We start from the raw sequence: 18,077 nt of genomic DNA, 5'->3' as shown, positions 1-18,077 counted from the left end.
GGCCGGTGATCATCGCACCGACGGTCGAGCAGCTCGCCTGGCAGCGCGCGCAGGTGGGGGTCTTCTTCCACTTCGGCGTGAACACCTTCACCGACCGCGAGTGGGGGGACGGCAGCGAGTCGCCGGAGGTCTTCGACCCCGCGGAGCTCGACGCCGCGCAGTGGGCCCAGGCCGCGGTCGACGTCGGCGCCCGGTACGTGGTGCTGACCGCCAAGCACCACGACGGCTTCTGCCTCTGGCCGACCGCGACCACCGACCACAGCGTGGCGTCGTCGCCGTGGCGCGGTGGCCGGGGCGACGTGGTCGAGGAGGTGCTCACCGCCTGCCGCGCCGCCGGTCTGGAGGTCGGCCTCTACCTGTCGCCGTGGGACCGCCACGACCCGCGCTACGCCGACCCGGAGGCCTACGACCGGCTCTACCTGGCCCAGCTGACCGAGCTCTGCACCCGCTACGGGCAGCTCTTCGAGCTGTGGTTCGACGGTGCCGGCTCCGAAGGCCGTCGCTACGCCTGGGACCGCTACATGGACACCGCCCGGGGGCTGCAACCGCAGGCGATGATCTTCAACCTCGGCCGCCCGACCATCCGCTGGGTGGGCAACGAGGACGGACTGGCCGCCGACCCGATGCGCTACCAGGTCCGCCTCGACGAGCTGACCGAGAACGAGCACCGGCTCGACCCGCCGGACACCGAGCTCTACCTGCCGCCCGAGTGCGACGTGTCAATCCGTCCCGGCTGGTTCCACCACGCGCAGGAGGAGCCCAAGGCCACCGACCACCTGCTCGACATCCACGACCGCTCGGTCGGGCTCGGGGCCAACCTGCTGCTCAACCTGCCGCCGGACCGGCGTGGGCTGGTGCCCGAGAACGACCTCGCCGCGATCGGCGACTACCGGGCCGCGCTCGCCGCCCGCCGCCCGGTCGACGGCCGGCTGACCCGGACCGGCGACCACCGCGCCGAGCTGGCCCTCGACCAGCCCGCCGACCGGGTGGTGCTCGCCGAGGAGCTCGGGGCCGGCCAGCGGGTCACCGGGGTCCAAGTGGTCGACGCCGAGCACCCCGAGCGGGTGCTGGCCACCGCCGGGTCGGTCGGGGTGAGCCGGACGCTCGCGCTGACCGGGGCCTCCGAGGTCCGGACGCTGCGGATCGACTGGGAGGGCGAGGACGCCGACCTCACGGCGGCCACCGGCCTGCGCGGCTGACCGTGCCCGTCGGACGGGGCCCCAGTGGACGGGGGCCTAGTGGACGGGGGTCTCAGCGGACGGTGACCTCGGCGGCCGACGCCCGCGCCTCCCGGCGCATCCGGCGGATCACCACCGTGAGCCCGAGCGCCACCAGCCCCACGATCACGGCGTAGACCCCCCAGCGCAGCGGAGCCGGCGCGGAGGCGGCCTGCATGATCACCCGGGTGTTGATGACGAGGATCAGCCCGCCCACCGCGACCCCGAGCGGCTGCGCGCGGACGTGCTTGACCAGGTAGGCGGCCACCGGCGCGGCCACGATCCCGCCCAGCATCAGCGCGAGCACCACCAGCCACTGGATCTGCCCGACGCCCATCCCGGTCAGGAAGCCGAGCACCGCGGCCAGGCTCACGAAGAACCGCGCGGTGTCCATCGACCCGATGATCCGCCGGGGTTCGAGCCGACCGTCGGCGAGCAGGGTGGTGGTGGTCAGCGAGCCCCAGCCCCCGCCCCCGGTGGAGTCGACGAAGCCGGCGACCAGCCCGAGCGGCACCAGGAACCGCGCCGTCAGCCGGCCGCGGATCACCGTGGTGATCCCGAGGGTGAACCGGACCAGGATGTAGGCGCCCAGCACCGCGAGCAGGCTCGACATCACCGGGGCGGCCGCCTTGACCGAGAGCCGGGACAGCGTCTGGGCACCGGCGAACGCGCCGACCGCGCCCGGGACCGCGATCCGCGCCACCACGCCCCAGTCGACGTTGCGCAGCCGGGCGTGCGAGATGCCGAGCGAGCTGGTGGTGCCGAGCTCGGCCAGGTGGACGGTGGCCGAGGCCACCGCCGGCGTCAGCGCGGCGATCGAGACCAGGGCGGTGCTGGCGATGACCCCGTAGCCCATCCCCATGCTGCCGACGATCAGCTGGGTGACGACGCCGAGCAGCGCGATCAGGATCAGCGTCCGCACGCGCGACCTCCGGTTCCTCGTGCCTCGCCCGGTCCCGGCCCGGAGCCGGACCGGTCGCCGTGGGCGGTCAGATCCAGGCGGCGGGCTCGGCGATCAGCGCCGCCACCGAGTCCGGCATCTCCGCCCGGGCGATGTGCTCGAGCGAGACCTTCTCGAGGATCGCCCGCTCGCTCGCCCGCAGGGCGATCCAGACCTGTTGCAGCGGGACCGCCGCGCCGACGTAGTCGAGCTGCTCCGGCCGGCTGCCGCGGACGTTGGCCAGCTCGCCGTCGAGAACCCGGATGATGTCGGCGATGCTGATCTCGGCGGCCGGCCGGGCCAGCCGGTAGCCGCCCTCGGGACCGCGCTGGCTGCGCAGGATCCCGCCGCGGCGGAGCTCGCCGAGGATGCTCTCGAGGTACTTGGCCGGGATGGTCTGCGCGCCCGCGAGCTGATCGACGGTGCGCGGCGCCCCGGCGGCGGCCAGCTCGGCCGCCGCCCGGAGCGCGTAGTCCACCCGGGCGGAGAGTCTCATCGCGGCGAGGGTATCCCGAAGCCGCTCGGGTCGCCGGTCCGACCGGCCCCGGCCGGGGTGGTCGTCTCAGTCCCCGGCGGCGGACCGGCGCCCGGCCTCAGACCAGGCGCCGGTCGGTGGCCCAGCGGGTCAGCTGGTGCCGGTTGGAGAGCTGGAGCTTGCGGAGCACGCTGCTGACGTGGGTCTCGACGGTCTTGATCGAGATGAACAGCTCGCGGGCCACCTCCTTGTAGGCGTACCCGCGGGCGATCAGCCGCAGCACCTCGCGCTCGCGCTGGGACAGCCGGTCGAGGTCCTCGTCGACGCTGGCGATGTCGATCGCGCCGGAGAACGCGTCCAGGACGAAGCCAGCCAGCCGCGGCGAGAACACCGCGTCCCCCTCGGCGACCCGGCGGATCGCGTCGATCAGCTCGTCACCGCTGATCGACTTGGTGACGTAGCCGCGGGCGCCGGCGCGGATCACGCCGATGACGTCCTCGGCGGCGTCCGAGACGGACAGCGCCAGGAACTTCTGGTCGGCGTTCTTCTCGTGCACCCGGCGGATCACCTCGACGCCCCCGCCACCGGGCAGGTGGACGTCGAGGAGCACCACGTCGGGCCGGGTCTCGAGCACCACCCGGACGGCCGAGTCGACGTCGTCGGCCTCGCCGAGCAACCGGGTCTTGGCCCCGATCTCGGCCCGGACGCCGCTGCGGAACATCGCGTGGTCGTCGACCACCACCACCGAGTGGTAGCTGTTCTGCGTCCGTGGGTCCGGGGTCGCCGGGGCCTGCGGCGCGTTCGTCTGCGGTCCGGTCTCGCTGTCGGTCATCGCTCCATCTCCAGTCTCACTTCGGTCCCCTCGCCCGGGGCGGACCGGATCCGGGCCCGGCCGCCGTGGCGTTCCATCCGGTCGACGATGCTGCCGCGCACGCCCATCCGGTCGTCGTCGATCGCGTCGAGCACGAAGCCCTGGCCGCGGTCGCGGACGAAGATCTCCACCAGGTCCTCGTCGACCTCGGCGTAGACGTCGATCTTGGCCGCCCCGGAGTGCTTCGCGGCGTTGACCATCGCCTCGCGGGCGGCGCGGATCATCGCGCTCAGCCCGTCGGTCACCTCCGCGTCGCCGACCATCACCAACTCCACCGGCACCCCGCGCTCGTCCTCGACCTCGGCGGCCGCCGTGGTCAGCCCGGCCTTGAGCGTGGTCTCGGCGAGCGTGTCGCCGTAGAGCCAGGTGCGCAGCTCGCGCTCCTGCCGGCGGGCGATCTGCTGGACCGCCTTGGGGTCGTCAGCCTGCCGCTGGATCAGCGCCAGCGTCTGCAGCACCGAGTCGTGCAGGTGCGCGGCCATGTCGGCGCGGGCGTCGGCCCGGACCTTCTCGGCCCGGGCCTCGTTGAGCGCCGAACGCGACCGGTGCAGCCAAGGCGCCAGCACGATGGCCAGCCCGGCCAGGGCCAGCACGGTCATGGCCAGCACCTCGGGCAGCAGCTGGAGGTCGTTCTGCTGGGCGATGACGATGCCGAAGGCAGCACCGACGAGGCCCAGCCCGACCACCGTGCGGACCACGGCGGGCCAGCCGCCGCGGGCGATCAGCGGGGCCAGCCAGACCCGGCCGCCGGCCTCGGCCTTCCACTGCCGCTGCCGCGCGGTGTCGGCCTGCCGCCAGACCAGCGCGGCCCCGGCGCAGGCGAACGCGACCGGCCAGAACAGCCGCTGGCTGATCCCCAGCCCGCTGATCTGGACGATCCACAGCAGGCCGGCCCCGAGCGCCACCAGCGCGACCAGGGCACCGACGTCGAAGCCGCGGTGGCCGCGCCGGGGCGCCGCCGTCCCGGTCCGCAGACCCTGCCGGTCAGCCGCGGACAGACCCGGCGTGGTGCGCGCCGGCTCGGGCGGCATCAGCAACCAGAGCGCGCCGTAGGCGATGACGCCGATGAACTGGGTGATCAGCAGGGCGACGAAGCCGACCCGGAACACCATCACCGGCCAGCCGAGGTGCTTGGCCAGCCCGGTGCAGACGCCACCGAGCATCGCGCCCTCGGCGACCCGGTGGGCGCGCGGACGGCTCTCGCCGATCTCGTCGGCGGCCTGCGCGTCGGCGGCCGCGAGGGCCCGCTCCTTGACGCTCTCCCCCGGCGTCGCTCCGGCCACCGGGCCCGGCGCGGGGATCGGACCGACTCCGGGCGCGCCGGGACCGCGGTCGCCGTCGGCGTCCGCGGTGCTTCCCGGTCGGGTCACCGGGTCGGTTGTGGCCATCCGTCCTGTCCGGTCGTGCGCTGCTTGGTTCTCGCTGGTCGTCGCGGTCGCGCCCGGCGTCCGGCGGGCTGTCCGGGGCCTTGCTCCGCGGGCCCCAGCCTCACACGAGCTCCGGCGCCAGGCAGCAGGGTGCACCCCGAGCCGCCCCCGAGCGGGGGCACCGAGGTCGACCCGGTCGGGACGGACGACGAACCGGTGCGGTTCGGGGTCGTCCCCGATGGTCGGGGCCCGACCCCGCAGCCAGGATAGGTCCATGAGCTCCGTCTGGACCGTGCGCCGCAGCGCCACCGACGCCAAGATCGGCGGCGTGTGCGGTGGGGTCGCCGAACAGTGGGCGGTCGACCCGGTCCTGGTCCGGGTGGGCGCGGTGCTGCTCGGCCTCAGCGGCGGCATCGGCGTCGTGCTCTACGCGGCCGCCTGGCTGATGATCCCGGTGGCCGGCGAGACCCGGACCCACCTCGACGACTTCCTACCGCAGGCCCGTCGCTGGCCGCGCGGGGTCAAGATCGTGATCGTCGCCGCCGCCTGCGTGATCGGCGCCAGCCTGCTCGCCCCGGTGCTCCCGTTCGGGTTCGGCTCGGCGCTGGTGCTGGCCGCGATCTGGTACTTCGGCTACTACAAGCACCGGTCCCCGCGCGACGCGACTCCGGGCGCCGGCGACTCCGGCCGGGACGCCGGCGGCCCGACCGGCGCGGTCGGTGCGGCGCAGCCCGAGGACGCCCGCCCGCGCTACGACTACTTCACCTTCACCGGCGAGCGGACCGCCTTCACCCAGGCCGCGCAGGCCTGGCAGGAACGGATGCGCGAGTACGAGCAGGGCTTCGCCGCCCCGCGCGCACCCGGGTGGGGACCGATGACGGCCGAGCAGACCCGGGTCCGCGAGGCGGACCGGGCGGCCTACTTCGCCAGCCCGGACCCGGTCGGCCTCTACAGCCCGACCCCTGCGACGTCGGGTGCCGAGGTGGCCGGGGCCGGCGTCGGCACCGCGGTGTCCACCCGGCGGGGTCGCCGCGGCGCCACCCAGCCCGCGCGTCGGCTCCGCCTGGTCGGGCTGATCGTGCTCGGGCTGACCATGTCCGCCCTCGCGGTCGCCTCGCGGCTCGGGGTGCCGGTCGGTCCCACCACCTATCTGGCCGCCGCCCTGCTGGTCTGCGGGCTGACTCTCGTCGCCGCGGCCTGGGTCGGCCGGGCCCGTGGCATCCTGCCGGTCGCGCTGCTGCTCGCGGTGGCCACCACGATCAGCGCGGTCGGCGGCACCAACTCGGCCCGCGACGGCGTCGGCATCGAGAACGTCGTCTACACCGACAGCGCCACCATCCCGGCCGCCCAGCAGTGGACGTCCGGCAGCCTCACCGTCGACCTCAGCCGGCTGCGGGTCAGCGACGACCGGACGGTCTCGCTGCACGTCGACAGCGGCACCCTGACCGTGGTCGCTCCCGCGGCCGTCCGGGTGCGGGTGGTCGGGAAGATCGACGACGGCCTGCTCAAGGTCGGACCGGGCCGGGCCCGCTGGGGCTCCGACCTCACCGCGACGTCCGACTACGCCGGGACCGACCCGACCGGTCCGGTGCTCACCGTCGAGGCGAGCGTCGACCAGGGCCTGCTGGAGGTGCGGCGATGAGGAGGCTGGACGTCACCGCGCTCGTCTTCGGGCTGCTGCTCAGCGCCGTCGCGCTGGTGGCGCTCTGGCAGTCGGTGGTCGGCCGCGTCGACTGGGCGGCGCTCAAGATCGCCGCCCCGCTGTCGCTCGTCGTGGTCGGGGTGGTCGGCCTGGCTCTGTCGCGCAACCGCAGCTGAACCCGGCCCGCCACCCGGCGGACCGGCGCTCCACCTCTTTCGCTCCGCTCGTCCGCACGGAAGGATCTCGTCCATGTCCGGTCCCTACGGCCCCGGCCCGTACCGCGATCAGCCCGGCCCCTCGCAGCAGCCCGGCGCCGGCCCGTTCCAGCCAGGCGGCTACCCGCCGCCCCCTCGGAAGCTCACCCGCAGCCGCGGCGACAAGTTCCTCGGCGGCGTCTGCGGCGGCGTGGCGCGCTACCTCAACATGGACCCGACGCTGGTCCGGGTGCTGTGGGTGGTGCTCAGCCTGGTCACCAGCGGTGCCGGTCTGCTCGTCTACCTGGTGATGCTGTTCGTGGTGCCCGAGGAGGACCAGGTGCCGCCCCAGGTGCACGGACCCGGCGCTCCGGGCTGGCAGCCCGGTGCGCCCGCGCAGGGCGACGGGGTCTGGGGTGCGGCCGGGGCTCCGTGGGAGCAGCCGCAGCCGAGCAGCCAGCCGGCGCCGCGGCCCGAGGAGACCCCGCGCAAGGGCGACGACCCGGTCAGCTGACCGGGTCGCGCCGGCCCGCCCGGCTCACTCCCACTCGATGGTCCCCGGCGGCTTGCTGGTGATGTCGAGCACGACCCGGTTGACCTCGTCGACCTCGTTCGTGATCCGGGTGCTGATCCGCTCGAGCAGGTCATAGGGCAGCCGGCCCCAGTCGGCGGTCATCGCGTCCTCGCTGGTCACCGGCCGGAGCACCACCGGGTGGCCGTAGGTGCGGCCGTCACCCTGGACGCCGACCGAGCGGACGTCGGCGAGCAGCACCACCGGGAACTGCCAGATGTCGCGGTCCAGGCCGGCTGCGGTCACCTCCTCACGAGCGATCGCGTCGGCCCGGCGGAGGATCTCCAACCGTTCGCCGTCGACCGCGCCGACGATCCGGATGGCCAGCCCGGGACCGGGGAACGGGTGCCGCCAGACCATCGCCGGCGGCAGTCCGAGCTGCTCGCCGACGGCGCGGACCTCGTCCTTGAACAGCGTGCGCAGCGGTTCGATCAGCCCGAACTCCAGGTCGTCGGGGAGGCCTCCGACGTTGTGGTGGCTCTTGATGTTGGCCGCGCCCTCGCCACCACCTGACTCGACCACGTCCGGATAGAGGGTGCCCTGCACCAGCCACTCGATCTCGCCCGGCTGGTCGTCGTGGGCCGCCTCGGCCACCACCTCGCGGGCGGCGGCCTCGAAGGTGCGGATGAACTCGCGGCCGATGATCTTGCGCTTGGTCTCCGGGTCGGAAACCCCCTCCAGGGCGCGGAGGAACTGCGCGGAGGCGTCGACCACCTTGAGCTTGACGTCGGTGGCCTCGACGTAGTCGCGCTCGACCTGTTCGGCCTCGCCCGCCCGGAGCAGCCCGTGGTCGACGAAGACGCAGGTCAGCTGGTCACCGACCGCACGCTGGACGAGCGCGGCGGCGACCGAGGAGTCGACCCCGCCGGACAGCGCGCAGAGCACCTGGGCGTCCCCGACCCGGGCCCGGATCGCCTCGACCTGCTCCTCGACGATGTTGACCATGGTCCAGGTCGGTCGGCAGCCGGCGATGTCGAACAGGAAGTGCTCGAGCACCTGCTGGCCGTGCTCGCTGTGCAGCACCTCGGGGTGCCACTGGACGCCGGCCAGCCCGGCCGCGGTGTTCTCGAAGGCCGCCACCGCCGCCCGCGGCGAGGTGGCGGCCACGGTGAAGCCGTCGGGGGCGCCGGTGACCTCGTCGCCGTGCGACATCCACGAGCTCAGCGTCGGGGGCAGCCCGGCCAGCAGCGTGCCCGGCTCGAGCACCTCGACCGCGGTCCGGCCGTACTCGCGCATCCCGGTCCGGGCCACCGTGCCGCCGAGCGCCTGGGCCATCGCCATGAAGCCGTAGCAGATCCCGAAGACCGGGGTGCCGGCGGTGAGCAGCGCCGGGTCGAGCTGCGGGGCGCCCGGCTCGTAGACCGAGGACGGGCCGCCGGACAGGATCACCGCCTTGGGCTGCCGGGCCAGGATCGTCTCGGTGGCGGCGGTGTGCGGGACGATCTCGGAGTAGACCTTGGCCTCGCGCACCCGGCGGGCGATCAGCTGGGCGTACTGCGCGCCGTAGTCGACGACGAGGACGAGGTCGTGCTCGGAGGTCATGCGTGCGGGCCTCTCGGGGTACGGGTGACGCGGGAGTGACGCGGGGACCGGCGCGGACCGCAGGCCGGCCGGGGCTTCACTCTAGGGCGGAACCCGGCTCGGCGACGCGCTGCGTCCGGCGGCGGGAACCGGGCAGGATGGGGTCGTGGACGCCGACGTCATCGTGGTGGGGGCCGGCCTGGCCGGGCTGGTCACCGCGGCCGGGCTGGCCGCCCGGCGCCGCCGGGTGCTGCTGCTCGACGCCGAGCCGCTGACCTCGCTCGGCGGGCAGGCGCATTGGTCGTTCGGCGGGCTCTTCCTGGTCGGCAGCCCGGAGCAGCGCCGGCTCGGGGTCCGCGACAGCGCCGGGCTGGCCCTGGCCGACTGGCTGGGCTCGGCCGGGTTCGACCGCGACAGCGACTACTGGCCGCGCCGGTGGGCCGAGGCCTACGTCGACTTCGCGGCCGGCGAGAAGCGGTCCTGGCTGCACGGGCTCGGGGTGCGGTTCTTCCCGGTGGTCCAGTGGGCCGAGCGCGGCGGGTACGCGGTGCCCGGCCACGGCAACACCGTGCCGCGGTTCCACGTCACCTGGGGCACCGGCCCGGGGCTGGTGGCGCCGTTCGCGGACGCGGTGCTCGGCTCCGACCACGTCACCGTCCGGGCCCGGCACCGGGTCACCGGGCTGACCGCCGGTGCCGACGGCGTCGAGGTGACCGGTGAGGTGCTCGCACCGAGCAGCGTCGAGCGGGGACGTCCGAGCCCGCGGACGGTGGTCGGCGGGTTCGTGTACCAGGCCGGCGCGGTGGTGGTGGCCGGCGGCGGGATCGGCGGCGACCTCGACCAGGTCCGGCGCAACTGGCCGACCGACTGGGGCGTGCCGCCCGACGACCTGATCTGCGGCGTGCCCGACCACGTCGACGGCTCGATGCTGCGGGTGACCACCGCAGCCGGTGGCCGGGTGATCAACCCGGACCGGATGTGGCACTACCCCGAGGGGCTGATCAACCACAGCCCTTTGTGGACCCGGCACGGCATCCGGATCCTGCCCGGCCCGTCGTCGCTCTGGCTCGACGCTTCCGGCCACCGGCTGCCCGCCCCGCTCTATCCCGGCTTCGACGCCCTCGGCGCCACCCGGCACATCGCCCGGACCGGACGTCCGTGGTCGTGGTTCGTGCTCGACCGGGCGATCCTCGGCGCCGAGTTCGCGCTGTCCGGCTCCGAGCAGAACGCCGACCTGACCGGCAGGGACGTCCGGCGGCTGGTCCGGGACCGGCTCGGCCCCGGTCCGACCCCGGAGGTGCAGGCATTCCTCGAACGCGGGGTCGATTTCGTCACCGCGGGCACGGTGCGCGAGCTGGTGGCCCGGATGAACGCGCTGACCGGCGGGGAGGACCTCGTCGACGCCGACCAGGTGCTCGACCTGGTGCGGGCCCGCGACGCGCAGGTCCGCTCCGGGCTCGGCAAGGACCCGCAGGTGGTGGCGACCTCGGCCGCCCGCCGCTACGTGGTCGACCGGCTGATGCGCGTCAGCCCGCCGCACCCGCTGCTGGCCACCGGCGTCCCGGGCGCCGACCCCGACGGGCGGGTCGGTGACCACGGCCCGCTGATCGCCGTCCGGCTGCACCTGCTGACCCGCAAGACCCTCGGCGGTCTGGAGACCGACCTCGACAGCCGTGTCCTGCAGCCCGACGGCACGCCGCTGCCCGGCGTGTACGCGGTCGGCGAGGCCGCCGGCTTCGGCGGCGGCGGTGTGCACGGCTACCGCTCGCTCGAGGGCACCTTCCTCGGCGGCTGCCTGTTCACCGGACGCCGGGCGGCCGCCGCGCTCTGACCCGAGAGCCGCAGTCGCCCGCCACCCGGAGCGGCAGCCCGCACGGAGTGCGGTGCCCGGCCCTCCTCCCGGCCGACCGCGGCGACACGACCACGAGCGCACCGCGGCGCTGAGGCGGTCGGGGGCCGGGTGGTCGAGGAGAGAGCGTGGACGGGCCTGGCCGTCGACCGAGCCTGCGAGGGAGACTGGTTGCGAACGAGTCGACCACCCGGCCTCCGGCCGCCGGGCGCGACCACAGCGGCAGCGCGCTTCGACGAGCTCAGCGCACGGGTCCACGCGCTTCGACAGGCTCAGCGCACGTTCCTCCGCGCGTCGACAAGCTCAGGGTACGGATCTCCGCTTCGACAGGCTCAGCGCGCGTCGGCCGCGATCGCCTCGTGGTGACGGACCACCTCGGCGACCACGAAGCCGAGGAACTTCTCGGCGAACTCGGGGTCCAGCTTCGCCTCGACGGCCAGGGCGCGCAGCCGGGCGATCTGGGCCCGCTCGCGCTCGGGGTCGGCCGGCGGCATCCCGTGCGCGGCCTTGAGCTCGCCGACCCGCTGGGTGATCTTGAAGCGTTCGGCCAGCAGGTGCACCAGCGCCGCGTCCATGTTGTCGATGCTGTCCCGCAACCGGAGCAGCTCCCGGCGCGCTTCCTGCTGGTCCTCCACCCCGGCCTCCACGGCGTCAGGTTACGGCGTCCAGGCGGCCGCGGTCAGCCCGTCCGGCCGCTCCTCGAGCATCCGGCCGAGCCATCCGGCGGCTGAGCCGGCGGACCCGGCCGCCAGCCCGGTGTCGACGTCGCCGAGCGCCCGGATCCAGCACGACGCGCGGAGCAGGCACGCCGTCCAGCGGACCAGCGACGCCTCGGCCAGCAGGTCGGCCTCGCTGGTCCCGCCGGTGCGCCAGCCCTCCAGGTAGGCCGACCGGACCCGGGCGACGCCGGCTTCCGGGTCGAGGTCGCCCGGCAGCGCGGCCAGGTCCTCGGCGAGGCTGTCCAGGGTGAGCCGGAGGGTGGCGAAGGGATGCGCCACCACCGCGTCCCCCCAGTCGATCACCCGGCGCCCGGACAGGTCAGCCGACCCGCCCGCCGGGCTGACCAGCACGTTGGCGTCGTGCAGGTCGTCGTGCTGCAGGCCGTCGCGCACCCCGGTGCCGCTGTGGGCGAGGGCGTCGGCAGCCACCGCGAGAGCGGGCCCGAGCGTCTCCAGCGCCGCCCGCTGCGCCGCGTCCAGCTCGGCCGCCGGGGGTTCGAACCACTCGGTGCGGGCCAGCACCTCGTGCAGCCGGTCCGGGAGCGTCGCGGTACTGAAGTCGGGCACCCCGACGGCCAGCAGGTCCGCGGCGGGCAGCGAGCGCTGCAGGTCGGCGTAGTCGGCCATCAGGTCGCACCAGAACGCCACGAGCGCCGCCCGGTCGACGCCGGAGGCCCGCTCGCGGACGGGGACCCCGGCGTCCGCGATCAGGCTCCACGGCCGGCTGGGATGGACGTGCGAGCGCGGCACCAGCGGGTGCGGTCGGTCGCCCAGCAGCCGCAGCAGGGCCGGCTCGTGCACCGTGCCGGCCTTGTTGACCTTGAGCCACCAGCGCCCGTCGGCGGCCTCGATCCGCCACAGATCGGCCCACGGACGACGACGTACCGGCGTGATCTCGCTCACGTCGAGCGTCGTCTCCGCCCAGGCTCTCAGCTCCGCGTCCGTCGCGACCACCTCCCCTACTGGTGTGATACCAGTTCGGCGGACCAGTGACCGGTCCGCGCCCGGTCCGGTCACGCTAGTGCACCGCGTCCGGCGGCTCCGTGCCCCGCGGCCGCGCCGGGGACCCGGCGGACCGCTCGGTGATACCAGTTCCAGACCAGATGAGATGCCACCCCGGTGCCGGTCGCGAGCCGGTCGACCGCGGCTGCGAGCGGTGCCGGACGGTATCCGTCGGTAACCGGCGCAGTGCGCTCGCGAGCCCCTATCGTTGTCCACGTCCGCACGATCGACGGCACGACTCGGGGATGAGATGTCGATCATGATCGCGGACGAGGAGCGGTCGGCGACTCGGGGTTGACTCGCCGATCGGCCGCCACTGACGGCGAGCCCGGAGCTCCACCACCACGGGACCCGCTGCGCCACCTGACCGCAGCACGCAGTCCCCCTGGCGACACCAGACCAGGCACCACGTGCGACCGGACGCCACGTCCGGACCACGTCGAGCGCCGACGACGCCGCAGCGGCACGCCCTGAACCGTGCCGACCACGCAGACACCGATTCTGTGGAGGACCGACCATGCCCACACGGGCCGAAACCAACGACTTCGCGCAAGTCGACAAGCACGTCCCGGTGACGCGACGGGTGGCCACGGCCAACCCGTACTCGCCGGTGATGATCTTGCTGTCGCTGATCGCGACCCTCGGCATCCTGCTCTACGGGCAGTTCCTGCTCAACCCGCGCAACCGGGGTGACTGGCTGCCCTACGCGCTGGTGATCACCGCCGAGACCATCCTGGTCGCGCACGCCCTGCTGGCGATGTGGACGATCCTGTCCGGCGCCAAGAGCCCGCGCGACTTCGCCTTCCACGAGGCGAAGAGCGCCCTGTTCGACCACGACGACATCCGCCGGCGCGGTCTCGAGGACCACCCCGAGCAGTGGCCGATCCTGCTCAAGGGACGACGGGCCACCGTCGACGTGTTCATCACCGTCTACGGCGAGGAGCTGGCCAAGATCCGCGCCACCGCGACCGCCGCACTCAAGATCAAGGGCGAGCACCGGACCTGGATCCTCGACGACGGCCGGTCCGATGAGGTCCGCGAGCTGGCCGCCGAGCTCGGCTGCCACTACCTGCGGCGACTCAGCAGCAACGGCGCCAAGGCCGGCAACGTCAACTACGCGCTGTCGGTGGCCAAGGGCGACTACTTCTGCATCTTCGACGCCGACTTCGTGCCCAAGCAGGACTTCCTGCTCGAGACGGTGCCGTTCTTCGTCAACGCCAACGTCGCCTTCGTCCAGACCCCGCAGACCTACGGCAACCTCACCACGATGATCGCCCGCGGCGCCGGCTACATGCAGGCCGTCTTCTACCGCTTCGTCCAGCCGGGGCGCAACCACTTCAACGCGGCCTTCTGCGTCGGCACCAACGTGATCTTCCGCCGGGCCGCGATCAACGACATCGGAGGCATCTACGCCGACTCGAAGTCCGAGGACGTCTGGACCTCGCTGATGCTGCACGAGCGGGGCTGGAAGACGATCTACATCGCGAAGACCCTCGCGGTCGGCGACGCCCCGGAGACCATCGAGGCCTACACCAAGCAGCAGCTGCGCTGGGCCACCGGCGGCTTCGAGATCATGCTGACCCACAACCCGCTCAGCCCGCGGCGCAGGCTGACGCTCGACCAGCGGCTGATGTACCTGGTCACCGCGACCCACTACCTCACCGGGATCGCCCCCGGTCTGCTGCTGCTGGTCCCGCCGCTGGAGATCTTCTTCGACCTCCGTCCGGTGAACCTGCACATCGGCTGGGAGACCTGGCTGCTGTTCTACGCCGGCTTCTACGTCCTGCAGATCCTGCTCGCGTTCTACACGCTGGGCTCGTTCCGCTGGGAGGTGCTGATGCTCGCCGCGGTGTCGTTCCCGATCTACGCCAAGGCCCTGGTGAACGCGATCATGGGCAAGGAGCAGAAGTGGCACGTCACCGGCAGCAAGACCAAGGCCGACTCGCCCTTCAACTTCATCGTCCCGCAGGTGATGACCTTCGTCTTCCTGTTGCTGACCGCGGTCGTCTCGGTCTGGCGGGACCACTCCAACAGCACCTTCAGCCTGGCCACGGCCTGGACCGTGACCAACCTGCTGATCCTCGGCTCGTTCATGGTGGTCGCCTTCCGTGAGGCGCACCGCATCCGGCACCCGAAGCCGGCCCGCACCCCGCTCGCGGTCGAGGAGCTCGACGACGAGCCGATGACCAAGATCGTCGTCCCGAGCGAGCTCGAGAGCGTGCTCGGCGCCGGCGCGGCCTTCCGGACCGGTGCCGACGAGGCCCACCGGTCCCCCGCTCCCCGTCCCCCTGCTCGTCCCGAGCCCGAGCCCGCCGCGGTTCCGGCCCGCGCCGCCCGCGCGGCCACCGACGTCGCGGAGAGCACCGTCGACCACCGCCCGGCCCGCGCCCGGACCGAGGCGCCCACCGCGGCGGCCGACCTGACCGACCTGACCCACGCGGCCACCACCGAACCCGGCCGCACCCACGAGAAGGTGACCCTGTCATGACCTGGATCGGACGACTCCGTCTCCTCGGCGGCATCCTCGCCGTCGTCGCCCTCGTCTCCGTGCTGACCCTGGTGTTCAACCACCGGCAGACCGAGGCGGCCAGCCACACCGCGACCATCAGCACCGAGCAGTACGCCGTCGGCGCCGCCTACGGCGGCACCGTGACCCAGCAGTACGTCAAGGACGGCGACACGGTCACCAAGGGCCAGAAGCTCTTCACCGTGCTGAGCATCCAGCTGCGCCAGGACGTCGAGAACGGCCTGACGGCCACCAGCTCGGACGCCTACACGGTCGACCAGCAGGCCGGCACCGTCACCTACCGCGCGGTCTCCGGCGGCACGATCACCGACTTCCAGGCCAAGATCGGCAGCTCGGTGATCAGCGGAGCGACCGCGGCCCGGATCGACGTCACCGGCTCGCAGTTCGTGATCGCCAACTACGTGCTCACCCCGCGTGACTACGACCGGGTCGAGAAGGGCGCCACCGCGGACATCCTGCTGCCCAACGACCAGACGGTGCGCGGCACCATCACCGCGGTCAAGGTGCAGACCCGGTCCGGCCAGGCCGACACCGAGGTCCGGATCGACAGCGACGCGCTGCGGACGTCGGAGCTGGCGGCGCTGGCGCAGTCCGGCACCCCGGTCACCGCGACGCTGCACCTGCGTCCGGTCGGTCCGCTGGCCGAGGCCAACCAGATCGTCTTCGACTTCCTCCGAAAGATCGGTGTGCAGTGACCCCGACCCCCATGAAGCGACTCCGGACGAGCAGGATCACCACCGGCCTGGCCACCAGGATCACCGCCGCCGCGGCGGTGCTGGCGGTCACCGCGGCCGGGTGCGCCCCGAAGGACGGGGCCGACCCGGCGACCGCACCGACCAACACGGTCACCGGCACCGCGCAGGCCGTCTTCCCGGCCTCGCAGATCGACCCCCTGGTCGCGGCCCTGCCGGAGAAGACGGTCAAGCCGCTCGGCACCGAGCGGCTGGCCGCGGGTCTGGTCCCGCCGACCAACAAGTGGTTCTCCGGTCTGGTGTTCGGCGACCAGCCGCAGCCGGTCTTCCCGATGCCGTTGTCGTTCGGCCTGACCGACGGAGGCTTCTCGTTCGGCCAGCCGACGGTCACCGCCTCGGCCAAGACCATCTCCGGCGGCTACAAGCCCGACGTCGCCGTGACCACCGGCGCGAAGAGCGCCCAGGTCAGCGGCTACGACCAGCTGAGCGTCACCGTGGCCCAGCTGGACGGCAGCGGCAAGGCGATCGGGCACACCACGATCGCCCAGGGCTCGCCGTTCATCAGCTACGTCTCCGACGCCGGCGGCCGGATCGGCACCGGGCTGACCTTCACCAGGAGCGGCGACTACTGGGTGGCCCAGGCCGGCACCGCGAAGTACGGCCTGGTCGTCACCGACGGCTCCGTCCAGGGCAACGCGATCCAGCTCGAGAAGGGCGGCGTGGCCACCTGGTTCGACCTGCCCGCCGACCAGCCCGACGCCGCCGGGAAGCTCGCCGAGCTCGCCACCCACCGGGTCAGCGGGACCGGGGTCTCCTACGACGTCGGCCGGCGCGAGGTCAGCACCACGCTGAGCTACGCCACCGCGGACCGGGGCGAGACCGCCTTCGCGGTCATGCCGCACCAGCAGAAGACGCTGGACACCGGCAAGGCCACCTGCGACCTCGGCACCTTCCCGAGCATCTACGGGACCCTCAAGCTCTGCGAGGGCACCGCGATCAGCTACACCGCGCCGGTGACCACCCCCACCGACACCCTCGACGTGAGCGCACTGAGCGCGGACGACAAGTCGGTGCTGGCCACCCAGGTGAAGGCCGACATCAAGGCGACCAAGCCCTACCCGGCCGACACCTACTTCGGCGGCAAGGCGCTGTACCGCTCGGCCCAGCTGCTCCAGCTGGCCGAACAGCTCGACCTGCCCGAAGCGGCCGGGCTGCGCAGCAAGCTCGAGCAGCAGCTGGCGCAGTGGACCGACCCCAAGGGCTGCGACACCCGGCCGGCGTTCTGCTTCGTCTACGACCCCCAGGCCAAGGGCGTGGTGGGGATGACGCCGTCGTTCGGCTCGGACCAGTTCAACGACCACCACTTCCACTACGGCTACTTCCTCTCCACCGCGGCGATCCTCGCCCAGGGCCACCCGGACCTGGTGGCGAAGTACAAGCCGGTGATGGACCTGCTGGCCGCCGACCTGGCCAGCTCGGGCGACAACGGCGCCTTCCCCGACCGGCGGACGTTCGACGCCTACGCCGGCCACAGCTGGGCCTCGGGCACCTCGCCGTTCGCCGACGGCAACAACCAGGAGTCGAGCGCGGAGGCGATGAACGCCTGGAACGGCCTCGCCCTGTGGGGTGACGTCAGCGACGACAAGCCGCTGGCCACCGAGGCGCGGTGGATGCTGTCGACCGAGGCGCAGGCCGGGCTCGACTACTGGACGAACTTCGACACCAGCGACCCGGTCTACCAGGGCTTCGACCACAAGATCGTCTCGCTCAACTGGGGCGGCAAGCGCGACTACGCGACCTGGTTCTCCCCCGAGCCCGCGGCGATGCTGGGAATCCTGCTGATCCCGATGAGCCCGGCCTCCACCTACCTGGCCGGCGACCCGGCGCGGATCGAGGCCAACGTCCAGGAGGCGACCGGCGGGAAGTTCGACCAGAAGTTCGGCGACTACATCCTGATGTACTCGGCGCTGGCCGGACCGGAGCAGGCGCAGAAGGCGCTGGCGATCGGCAAGACGCTCGACGACCAGTGGATCGACGACGGCGACAGCAAGGCCTACCTGTTGGCCTGGCTGATGACCCGCGCCGACGGCTGACCCGCGGTCGACCGTCGGAGCCCGGTGGCCGCCCGCACGGCGGCGGCCACCACGCAGACGAGAGTCGGGGGCACCCGGGAACACCCGTCCGGGGGGGATGGCTGCGGCCGGCTGGTTCCGGGGGGAACGGCCGGCCCGTGACACCGGGCCCCCGACTCTCCTGCACGGTCCCGCCTGCAGGGAACGGGGCGGCCAGACGTGCTGGTCGACGTCATCGGTGGACGCGACCAGCATCAGGAACGGCGCTACCCCGACAGGGGGGGTAGCGCCGTTCGCCTCTCTGTGGGTGCATCCAGATCGAGCCGGACCGCGAACCCACGACGGTCGGTCGGGTCGACCAGGCGTCTCGCCCCCGAGGACGCCGCCGGTCCGGCCGGCTGGCGTGTCCGGCTCACCC

Annotated in this window: 15 protein-coding genes; 8 read left to right on the top strand and 7 right to left on the bottom strand. The window is 73.3% G+C overall.

What is annotated here, in order from left to right; all coding sequences use genetic code 11:
• The first annotated feature begins 5 nt into the window (after positions 1-5).
• Entirely contained in the window at positions 6-1,199 is a 1,194-nt protein-coding gene (locus FHX74_RS04110) for an alpha-L-fucosidase (protein WP_182558758.1), read from the top strand.
• 52 nt (positions 1,200-1,251) lie between these two features.
• On the opposite strand, the gene FHX74_RS04105 is transcribed toward FHX74_RS04110, so the two are convergent.
• The 4 genes from FHX74_RS04105 to FHX74_RS04090 form a co-directional block, all read right to left on the bottom strand.
• The gene (locus FHX74_RS04105) at positions 1,252-2,139 is read right to left on the bottom strand and encodes a sulfite exporter TauE/SafE family protein (RefSeq protein ID WP_182558757.1); all 888 of its coding nucleotides are present in this window, start codon (positions 2,137-2,139) and stop codon (positions 1,252-1,254) included.
• Between the two features lie 67 nt (positions 2,140-2,206).
• Positions 2,207-2,653 carry an RrF2 family transcriptional regulator gene (locus FHX74_RS04100; RefSeq protein ID WP_182558756.1) on the bottom strand — a complete coding sequence of 149 codons (447 nt, stop codon included), beginning with the start codon at positions 2,651-2,653 and terminating at the stop codon, positions 2,207-2,209.
• Positions 2,654-2,750: 97 nt separating this feature from the next.
• The gene (locus tag FHX74_RS04095) at positions 2,751-3,464 is read right to left on the bottom strand and encodes a response regulator (protein ID WP_182558755.1); all 714 of its coding nucleotides are present in this window, start codon (positions 3,462-3,464) and stop codon (positions 2,751-2,753) included.
• Positions 3,461-4,891, bottom strand: a complete 1,431-nt coding sequence (locus FHX74_RS04090; RefSeq protein ID WP_182558754.1) for an ATP-binding protein — start codon at positions 4,889-4,891, stop codon at positions 3,461-3,463. The genes FHX74_RS04095 and FHX74_RS04090 overlap by 4 nt, the downstream gene beginning before the upstream one ends.
• A 253-nt stretch (positions 4,892-5,144) precedes the next feature.
• Here FHX74_RS04090 and FHX74_RS04085 point away from each other — a divergent pair, with 253 nt between their 5' ends.
• From FHX74_RS04085 to FHX74_RS04075, 3 genes are all read left to right on the top strand, one after another.
• Entirely contained in the window at positions 5,145-6,512 is a 1,368-nt protein-coding gene (locus FHX74_RS04085) for a PspC domain-containing protein (RefSeq protein WP_182558753.1), read from the top strand.
• Positions 6,509-6,688 carry a hypothetical protein gene (locus FHX74_RS04080; protein ID WP_182558752.1) on the top strand — a complete coding sequence of 60 codons (180 nt, stop codon included), beginning with the start codon at positions 6,509-6,511 and terminating at the stop codon, positions 6,686-6,688. Before FHX74_RS04085 ends, FHX74_RS04080 begins: the two co-directional genes overlap by 4 nt.
• A gap of 73 nt (positions 6,689-6,761) precedes the next feature.
• On the top strand, positions 6,762-7,220 hold the full coding sequence (locus FHX74_RS04075) for a PspC domain-containing protein (protein ID WP_182558751.1): 459 nt from the start codon (positions 6,762-6,764) through the stop codon (positions 7,218-7,220).
• Positions 7,221-7,244: 24 nt separating this feature from the next.
• On the opposite strand, the gene guaA is transcribed toward FHX74_RS04075, so the two are convergent.
• A complete protein-coding gene (guaA, locus tag FHX74_RS04070) occupies positions 7,245-8,819 on the bottom strand; it encodes a glutamine-hydrolyzing GMP synthase (RefSeq protein WP_182558750.1) in 1,575 nt (524 codons plus the stop codon).
• 145 nt (positions 8,820-8,964) lie between these two features.
• Here guaA and FHX74_RS04065 point away from each other — a divergent pair, with 145 nt between their 5' ends.
• Positions 8,965-10,629, top strand: a complete 1,665-nt coding sequence (locus FHX74_RS04065) for an FAD-binding dehydrogenase (protein ID WP_182558749.1) — start codon at positions 8,965-8,967, stop codon at positions 10,627-10,629.
• A 350-nt stretch (positions 10,630-10,979) separates the two neighbouring features.
• Here the strand turns inward: FHX74_RS04065 and FHX74_RS04060 are convergent, their stop codons facing one another.
• Both FHX74_RS04060 and FHX74_RS04055 read right to left on the bottom strand, forming a co-directional pair.
• Positions 10,980-11,282, bottom strand: coding sequence for a chorismate mutase (locus FHX74_RS04060; RefSeq protein ID WP_407941462.1), 303 nt, complete (start codon positions 11,280-11,282; stop codon positions 10,980-10,982).
• A 21-nt stretch (positions 11,283-11,303) separates the two neighbouring features.
• Positions 11,304-12,269, bottom strand: coding sequence for a phosphotransferase family protein (locus tag FHX74_RS04055; RefSeq protein WP_182558747.1), 966 nt, complete (start codon positions 12,267-12,269; stop codon positions 11,304-11,306).
• A gap of 616 nt (positions 12,270-12,885) precedes the next feature.
• Between FHX74_RS04055 and FHX74_RS04050 the strand changes: the two genes are divergently transcribed.
• From FHX74_RS04050 to FHX74_RS20955, 3 genes are read left to right on the top strand one after another with little or no spacing between them, the layout of a single operon-like run.
• Positions 12,886-14,856 carry a glycosyltransferase family 2 protein gene (locus FHX74_RS04050; RefSeq protein ID WP_220483410.1) on the top strand — a complete coding sequence of 657 codons (1,971 nt, stop codon included), beginning with the start codon at positions 12,886-12,888 and terminating at the stop codon, positions 14,854-14,856.
• Positions 14,853-15,590: an HlyD family efflux transporter periplasmic adaptor subunit gene (locus tag FHX74_RS04045; RefSeq protein WP_182558746.1), complete on the top strand. Its 738-nt coding sequence runs from the start codon at positions 14,853-14,855 to the stop codon at positions 15,588-15,590. The genes FHX74_RS04050 and FHX74_RS04045 overlap by 4 nt, the downstream gene beginning before the upstream one ends.
• The gene (locus FHX74_RS20955) at positions 15,587-17,680 is read left to right on the top strand and encodes a glycosyl hydrolase (RefSeq protein ID WP_182558745.1); all 2,094 of its coding nucleotides are present in this window, start codon (positions 15,587-15,589) and stop codon (positions 17,678-17,680) included. The genes FHX74_RS04045 and FHX74_RS20955 overlap by 4 nt, the downstream gene beginning before the upstream one ends.
• Positions 17,681-18,077: the final 397 nt, after the last annotated feature.

The organism is Microlunatus kandeliicorticis (assembly GCF_014137855.1).
Classification (GTDB): Bacteria; Actinomycetota; Actinomycetes; order Propionibacteriales; family Propionibacteriaceae; genus Microlunatus; species Microlunatus kandeliicorticis.
Note: the sequence above shows the minus strand (reverse complement) of the source record. Positions and strands in the feature narration are given on the sequence as shown.

Bases quoted from the DNA above. Each gene is read 5' to 3' on its own strand.
- FHX74_RS04085 (WP_182558753.1), top strand. From the start codon at position 5,145: ATGAGCTCCGTCTGGACCGTGCGCCGCAGCGCCACCGACGCCAAGATC.
- FHX74_RS04050 (WP_220483410.1), top strand. From the start codon at position 12,886: ATGCCCACACGGGCCGAAACCAACGACTTCGCGCAAGTCGACAAGCAC.
- FHX74_RS04100 (WP_182558756.1), bottom strand. From the start codon at position 2,653: ATGAGACTCTCCGCCCGGGTGGACTACGCGCTCCGGGCGGCGGCCGAG.
- FHX74_RS04045 (WP_182558746.1), top strand. From the start codon at position 14,853: ATGACCTGGATCGGACGACTCCGTCTCCTCGGCGGCATCCTCGCCGTC.
- FHX74_RS04095 (WP_182558755.1), bottom strand. From the start codon at position 3,464: ATGACCGACAGCGAGACCGGACCGCAGACGAACGCGCCGCAGGCCCCG.
- FHX74_RS04080 (WP_182558752.1), top strand. From the start codon at position 6,509: ATGAGGAGGCTGGACGTCACCGCGCTCGTCTTCGGGCTGCTGCTCAGC.
- FHX74_RS04075 (WP_182558751.1), top strand. From the start codon at position 6,762: ATGTCCGGTCCCTACGGCCCCGGCCCGTACCGCGATCAGCCCGGCCCC.
- guaA (WP_182558750.1), bottom strand. From the start codon at position 8,819: ATGACCTCCGAGCACGACCTCGTCCTCGTCGTCGACTACGGCGCGCAG.
- FHX74_RS04090 (WP_182558754.1), bottom strand. From the start codon at position 4,891: ATGGCCACAACCGACCCGGTGACCCGACCGGGAAGCACCGCGGACGCC.